Raw genomic sequence first — 7,011 nt, 5'->3', positions numbered from 1 at the left:
GCTTGTGATCTCGAACGCGCGCTGGTAGCCGAGGATGGTTTCGTCGAGCAGCACGATCTCGGCGTCGGCCTCGCGCAGCGAGAAGTAGTTGGTGGCCAGGTCGCCGATGGCCGACAGCCGCGCCGAGGCCAGGTCGGCCTCGCTGGCCTGTGCGTTGGCCTGCGCGCTCTTCACGGTTTCGCGCAGCCGGCCCCACACGTCGGGCGTCCAGCTCGCGCCCAGCGTGCCGCCGAAGGCATTCGACGGGCTGGCCGAGGCGTTGCCACCCACCGTGCCCGAGCGCCTGCCGCTGCCGTCGAACGACACCGACGGGAACAGCCCCGCGCGCTGCTCGCGCACCAGCGCCTGGGCCTGCGTGTAGTTGGCAACGGCGGCGGCGATGTTCTGGTTCGACACCTGCACGCGCCCCGCGAGTTCATCGAGCGTGGCATCGCCGAAGAGCTTCCACCACTCGCCGCGGTCGAGCGCGTCGGCCGGCGCGGCGGGCAGCCAGCCATCGGCGGCGGGCTGCTCCTTCCAGCCGGCAGGCGCAGCGGATGCCGGCAGCTGGTAGGTCGGGCCGACGGCGCAGCCGGCGAGCACGGCGGCCAGCGCGAGCGTGCTCAGCGCGAAGAAGCGGCGTGAAGGGCCGATGGAAGAAGAGGAGGCATTCATGGTCATGGGTCTCAGACGGCCGGGGCGCGGCTCAGCGCGTGTTCGTTCTTGCCACGGCGGCGCAGCTTGTCGAGCAGCAGGTACACCACCGGCGTGGTGAGCAGCGTCAGCAGCTGGCTCGCGATGAGTCCGCCAATGATCGCCACGCCCAGCGGCCGGCGCAGCTCGGCGCCCTCGCCGAAGCCGATGGCCAGCGGCAGCGCACCGAGCGCGGCAGCCAGCGTGGTCATCAGGATGGGCCGGAAGCGCAGCAGGCAGGCCTCGCGCACCGCCTCGAGCGGGCTCAGGCCGCGCGAGCGTTCGGCCTCCAGCGCGAAGTCGATGATCAGGATGGCGTTCTTCTTCACGATGCCGATCAGCAGGAACACGCCGATCAACGCGATGATGGAAAACTCCATGCGGAACATCAAGAGCGCCAGCACCGCGCCCACGCCGGCCGAGGGCAAGGTCGACAACACCGTCACCGGGTGCACCAGGCTCTCGTACAGGATGCCCAGCACGATGTAGATCACCACCAGCGCCGCCAGAATCAGCATCACCTGCTGGCCCTGCGACTGCTGCGCGCTCAGCGCGGTGCCGGCAAAGGCGCCGCGCACATTCGTCGGCATGGCAATGTTGGCCTCGGCCTTCGCAATGGCCTCGCGCGCATCGCCAAGGTTGGCGCCTTCGGCCAGGTTGAACGAGATGGTGGTGGCGAGCTCGCCGTCTTCATGGCTCACCGAGGTCGCGACCGACTGCTCCTCGAACTTCGCCACCGCCGACAGCGGCACCAGCGTGGTGGCCGTGTTGCTCAGCACGTTGCCGGTCGAAGCGTTGCGCAGGCCGGCGTTGGCCGACACCGGCACCGTCGCGGCGGCGCTGGTGGAAGCGGTCGTGCTGCTTGTCGATGTGGTTGCTGCGACCTGCGTGGTCACGGCCTGCCCACCGACCACCGAGGTTCGGGTGGCCGGCACGTACACGTCGCGCAGCGCGTTCGGGCTGCTCGTGTAGGCCGGTGCCCATTCCATCACCACGTGGTACTGGTTGAGTTCGGTGTAGATCGTGGCCACCTGCCGCTGGCCGAAGGCGTTGTACAGCGCGTTGTCGATGGCGGTGGAGGTCAGCCCCAGGCGCCGCGCGCTGTCGGGATCGACCTTGGCCACCGTCTCCACGCCGTTCTGGTCCTGGTCGGTGTCGATGTCGGTCAGCATGGGCTGCTGCTTCATCTCGTCGGCCAGCTTCACGGCCCACGTGCGCAGGTCGGACAGGCTGTCGCTCTTGAGCGTGTACTGATAGGTGGAGTTGCTGGAGCGCCCGCCCGAGCGCACATCCTGCACCGGGCCGAGGAACACGCGCAGCCCCGTCACCTGCGCCAGCTGCGGACGCAGCCGCGCGATCACCGCCAGGCCGCTGTCCTTGCGCTGGCTGGCCGGTTTCAGGTTGACGAACATGAAGCCGCCGCCCGCCCGCCCGCCGCCCGTGAAGCCCACCACGGTGTCGACCGCCTCGTCCTTGCGGATGATGTCGACCACCTCGCGCAGCTTGGCGCCCATGGCCTGCGACGAAATGCTCTGGTCGGCGCGCAGGCCGCCGTTGAGCTGGCCGCTGTCCTGCTGCGGGAAGAAGCCCTTGGGTGCCGCGCTGAACAGGTAGACATTGAGCCCCACCACCGCCAGCAGCACGAACATGACGATCGCCTTGCTGTCGAGCGCCCAGTCGAGCGCGCTCTCGTAGCGCTTGAGCATCCAGTCGTAGCTGCGCTCCGCCGCGCGGCCGAGGCGGCCCGGTGGCTTGCCGTTGCCGTGACCGTTGTTGCCGCCGGGCTTGAGCATCCACGCGCACATCATCGGCGTGGTGGTGAGCGAGATGACCAGCGAGATCAGCACCGCCGCCGACAGCGTCACCGCGAACTCGCGGAACAGCCGCCCCACCTGCCCGCCCATGAACAGCAGCGGAATGAACACCGCCACCAGCGACACGCTGATCGACAGCACAGTGAAGCCCACCTCTTGCGCGCCGAGCAGCGCCGCCTTCATGCGCGACATGCCCGCCTCGATGTGGCGGCTGGTGTTCTCCAACACCACGATGGCATCGTCCACCACGAAGCCTGTGGCCACGGTGAGCGCCATCAGGCTCAGGTTGTTGAGGCTGAAGCCCAGCAGGTGCATCACCCCGAACGTGCCCAGCAGCGCCACCACCGTCGCCACCGCCGGCACCACGGTCGCGCGCACGCTGCGCAGGAACAGGCTGACCACCAGCACCACCAGCAGCACCGCGATGACCAGCGTCATCTCCACCTCGCGCAGCGAGCTGCGAATGGAATTGGTGCTGTCCGACGCGACCTGCAGCGTCACGTCCGGCGGCAGTTGCGCCTGCAGCTCGGGCAGCAGCGCGCGCACGTTGTCGACCGTCTCGATGATGTTGGCCGAGGGCTGCCGCGTGATCAGCACGATGATCGCCGGCTCGCCGTTGAACAGGCCCAGCGTGCGCGTGTCTTCCACGCCGTCGATCACGTCGGCCACCTCGCGCAGCCGCACCGCCGCGCCGTTGCGCCAGGCCACGACCATCGAGGCGTAGTCGCTCGCGCGCAGCGCCGGGGTCTGGGTGTAGATCTGCAGCTTGCGGCCTTCGCCTTGCACCATGCCCTTGGGGCGGTTGGCGTTGGACGCCTGGATCGCGGCGCGGACGTCGTCGGTGCTGATGCCGTAGCGATTCAGTGCGAACGGCAGCAGTTCGATGCGGACGGCAGGGAGCGAGCCGCCGCCGATTTCTACGTCGCCTACGCCGTCTACTTGCGACAGTCGCTGGCTGACGATGTTCGAGACTGCTTCGTAGATCTGGCCTGGGGTCTTTGTTTTGGACGTGAGGGCCAGGATGATGACGGGGGAGGCTGCTGGGTTGGCTTTGCGGTAGGTTGGGTTGCTTCTTAGCGTGGCAGGCAGGTCGACGCGGCTGGCGTTGATGGCGGCCTGGACTTCTCTGGCGGCGCCGTCGATGTTGCGGCTTAGGTCGAATTGCAGGGTGACGCGGGAGGAGCCTACCGAGCTGGTGGACGTCATTTCGTTGACGCCTGCGATCGTGCCTAGATGTCTTTCTAGTGGCGTCGCTACGCTTGTGGCCATCGTCTCTGGGCTTGCTCCGGGGATGGAGGCTCTAACCGAGATGACCGGGTAGTCGACTTGGGGGAGCGGGGAGACTGGTAGGACGAAGAACGCGGCTATGCCTGCTAATGCGATGCCTATGGTTAGCAGGACTGTGCCTATGGGGCGGCGGACGAAGGGGCGCGACAAATTCACCGCTGCGCTCCCAGCGAAGGACGGAGGCCGGGTCTCGCCCCGGCGGGCGACCTACTTTTCTTTGCTTCGCCAAAGAAACGTAGGCAAAAGAAAGGCGACCCTGCTGTCTGCGTCCCTACGCTTCGCTTCGGGCAACCTGCGGTGCTCACGTTTCGCGGGGTCTCGCCCAAACTCGCTTCGCTCAAACAAGGGCGAGCCCTGATCCGCGAAACGCTGCGCTCCTCGGCGCATACAGAAGGGGTTTGGGTACCGGGCGGGCCATCGCTGCGCTCGGCCACGAAGCCGCCGCAGGCGCTTCGCGCCTGCGGCGGTTGGTATTTGTGTTGGCTGTTGGCTGTTCCCAGGCCGAGCGAAGCGAAGGCCCGAGATTCCCCCTCCCCTCTGGCTGCGCCGAGGAGCGCAGCGTTTCGCGGATCAGGGCTCGCAGCTGTTTGAGCGAAGCGAGTTCTGCGAGACCCCGCGAAACGCGAGCACCGCAGGTTGCCCCGTAGCGAAGCGCAGGGGTCGCAGACAGTGGGGTCGCCTTTTCTTTGCTTACTTTCTTTTGGCGAAGCAAAAGAAAGTAAGTCCGCCGCCGGGCGGAACTCCCGGCCTCGGAAAACAAACAAGCAGCAGGAGAACGAACAAATCAAGCCGCCTCCTCCTCAAGCTCAGAAGAAGACCGCCGCCCACTCCCCCCACCCAACCGATCAAACGCCAAATAAATAACCGGCGTAGTAAACAAAGTCAGCAGCTGACTAACGATCAACCCCCCAAAAATCGCAAGCCCCAGAGGACGCCTCAACTCAGCCCCATCCCCAAAACTCAACATCAAAGGCACAGCAGCAAACAAAGCCGCCAGCGTAGTCATCAAGATAGGACGAAACCGCAACAGAGCAGCCTGATGAATCGCCTCCCGCGCCGACTTCCCTTGAGTCCGTTCAGCATCGATAGCAAAGTCGATCATCATGATCGCGTTCTTCTTCACGATGCCGATCAGCAAGATGATCCCGATGATCCCAATCACCCCCAGATCATTGCCAGTAATCATCAGCGCCAACAAGGCACCGACCCCAGCAGAAGGCAACGTAGACAAAATCGTCAACGGATGCACATAGCTCTCGTACAGCACCCCCAGCACGATGTACACGCAAACCACCGCCGCCAGAATCAACCACAGCTGATTCGACAATGACTTCTCATAAGCCCCCGAAGCCCCCAGAAAAGTCATCGTCACACTGCTGGGCAGCCCGATCTCTTTAGCAGCCGCGCGAATCGCCGCAACAGAACCACCGAGCGACACCCCCGGCGCCGTATCGAAGTTCAACGTGCTCGCCGGATACTGCGCCACGTGCGTGATCTGCAACGGCGCCTGCCGCTCGCTGATCTCCGCAAAAGCCGACAACGGCGTCGCCGTGCCCGACCCCGCAATGAGGTTCAACTGCCCCAGCGTCTGCGGCGTGTTCACCATGCCGGGCTGCGCTTCCAGAATCACGCGGTACTGATTCGTCTCCGTGAAAATGGTCGACACGATGCGCTGACCAAAGGCGCTGTACAGCGCGTCGTCCACCGAACTCGCAGTGATCGACAGCCGCGACGCCGTGTCGCGGTTCACGTTCACATACGCGGCCAGGCCTTGCGCGCCGGCATCGCTGCTCACGTTGCGCACCTTGTCCGATTCCTGCAGCTTCGCCACGAGCTTCTGCATCCACTCGGTGACGAGCGCGCTGTTCACGCCTTCCAGCGACACGCGGTACTCGGTCGGTCCTGTCTCTGCATCGATGGTCAGGTCTTGCGTGGGCTGCAGGTACAGCGTGAGGCCCGCCACCTGCCGCACGCGATCGCGCAGGCGGTCCATCACCTCCTGCTGGTTGTCGTGGCTCTTCGTCAGGTTGATGAGCATGCTGCCGGTGTGCAGCATCGTGTTGTTGGCCGCGTCCACGCCGACAAACGAACTGAGGTTCTCGACGTCATGGTCTTCAAGAATGGCGCGCGCGGCTTGCTGCTGCAGCTGCGCCATGCGCTCGAAAGACACGTCTTGCGCGGCCTGTACGCGGGCCTGCAGCTGGCCGGTATCCTGCGTGGGGAACAATCCCTTGGGGATCGTGAGGTACAGCAGCACGGTCAGCACCATGGTGAGCAGCGCCACCAGCAGCGTGAGCGGCTGGTGCGCGATCACCCAGTGCAGCGAGCGGTCGTAGCGCACCATCACGCCGTCGAAGAAACGCTGGGCGCGCGCACCGAAGCCGGTGCCCGTCGCGTCTTTCTTCGGCGCGTGCTTGAGCCAGCGCGCGGACATCATCGGCACCAGCGTGAGCGAGACCACGCCCGAGATCAGGATGGTGATCGCCAGCGTCACCGCGAACTCGCGGAACAGGCGGCCCACCACGTCGCCCATGAAGAGCAGCGGGATCAGCACCGCGATGAGCGACACGGTCAGCGAAATGATCGTGAAGCCGATCTGCGCGGCGCCCTTGAACGCAGCCTGCAACGGTTTTTCGCCCTCCTCGATGTAGCGCGCGATGTTCTCGATCATGACGATCGCGTCGTCCACCACGAAGCCGGTGGCAATGGTCAGCGCCATCAGGCTCAGGTTGTTCAGGCTGTAGCCCAGCAGGTACATCAGGCCGAAGCTGCCGATGAGCGAGATCGGCACGGCAATGCTGGCGATGACGGTGGCGCGCAGGCTGCCCAGGAAGGCAAAGATCACCAGCACCACGAGCACCACGGCCAGCACCAGTTCCATCTCGACGTGCTGCACCGACGAGCGGATGCCGGCGGTGCGGTCGCTCAGCACCTCGATCTGCAAGCCCGCGGGCAGGCCGGCCTGCAGTTCGGGCAGCTGCTTCTTGATGGCGTTGACGGTGGCGATCACGTTGGCGCCAGGCTGGCGCTGCACGTTCAGGATGATGGCCGGCGTGAGCTGCACCTGCCCATCGACCTTGCGCCCCGACCAGGCACCCAGCTGTGCGTTCTCGGCGCTGTTGACCACGCGCGCCACGTCGACCATGCGGATCGGCGCGCCGTTCTTGTAGCTGACGATGAGGTTCTTGTAGTCGTCGACCGTGAGCAGCTGGTCGTTCGAGTTGATGGTGTAGGCGCG

3 protein-coding genes are annotated in these 7,011 nt (G+C 65.6%); all 3 read right to left on the bottom strand.

Going from position 1 to position 7,011, the window contains the following annotated elements:
• On the bottom strand, nucleotides 1-654 hold a 654-nt coding region (locus AAG801_RS38840), incomplete at its 3' end, for a TolC family protein (RefSeq protein WP_341893225.1).
• Nucleotides 655-665: 11 nt separating this feature from the next.
• Nucleotides 666-3,929: an efflux RND transporter permease subunit gene (locus AAG801_RS38835; RefSeq protein ID WP_341893224.1), complete on the bottom strand. Its 3,264-nt coding sequence runs from the start codon at nucleotides 3,927-3,929 to the stop codon at nucleotides 666-668.
• A 628-nt stretch (nucleotides 3,930-4,557) separates the two neighbouring features.
• On the bottom strand, nucleotides 4,558-7,011 hold a 2,454-nt coding region (locus AAG801_RS38830), incomplete at its 5' end, for an efflux RND transporter permease subunit (protein ID WP_341893223.1).

It is taken from the genome of Variovorax sp. YR752 (assembly GCF_943372545.1).
The sequence above is the reverse complement of the archived record's forward strand: the minus strand, read 5'-3'. Positions and strand labels throughout refer to the sequence as shown.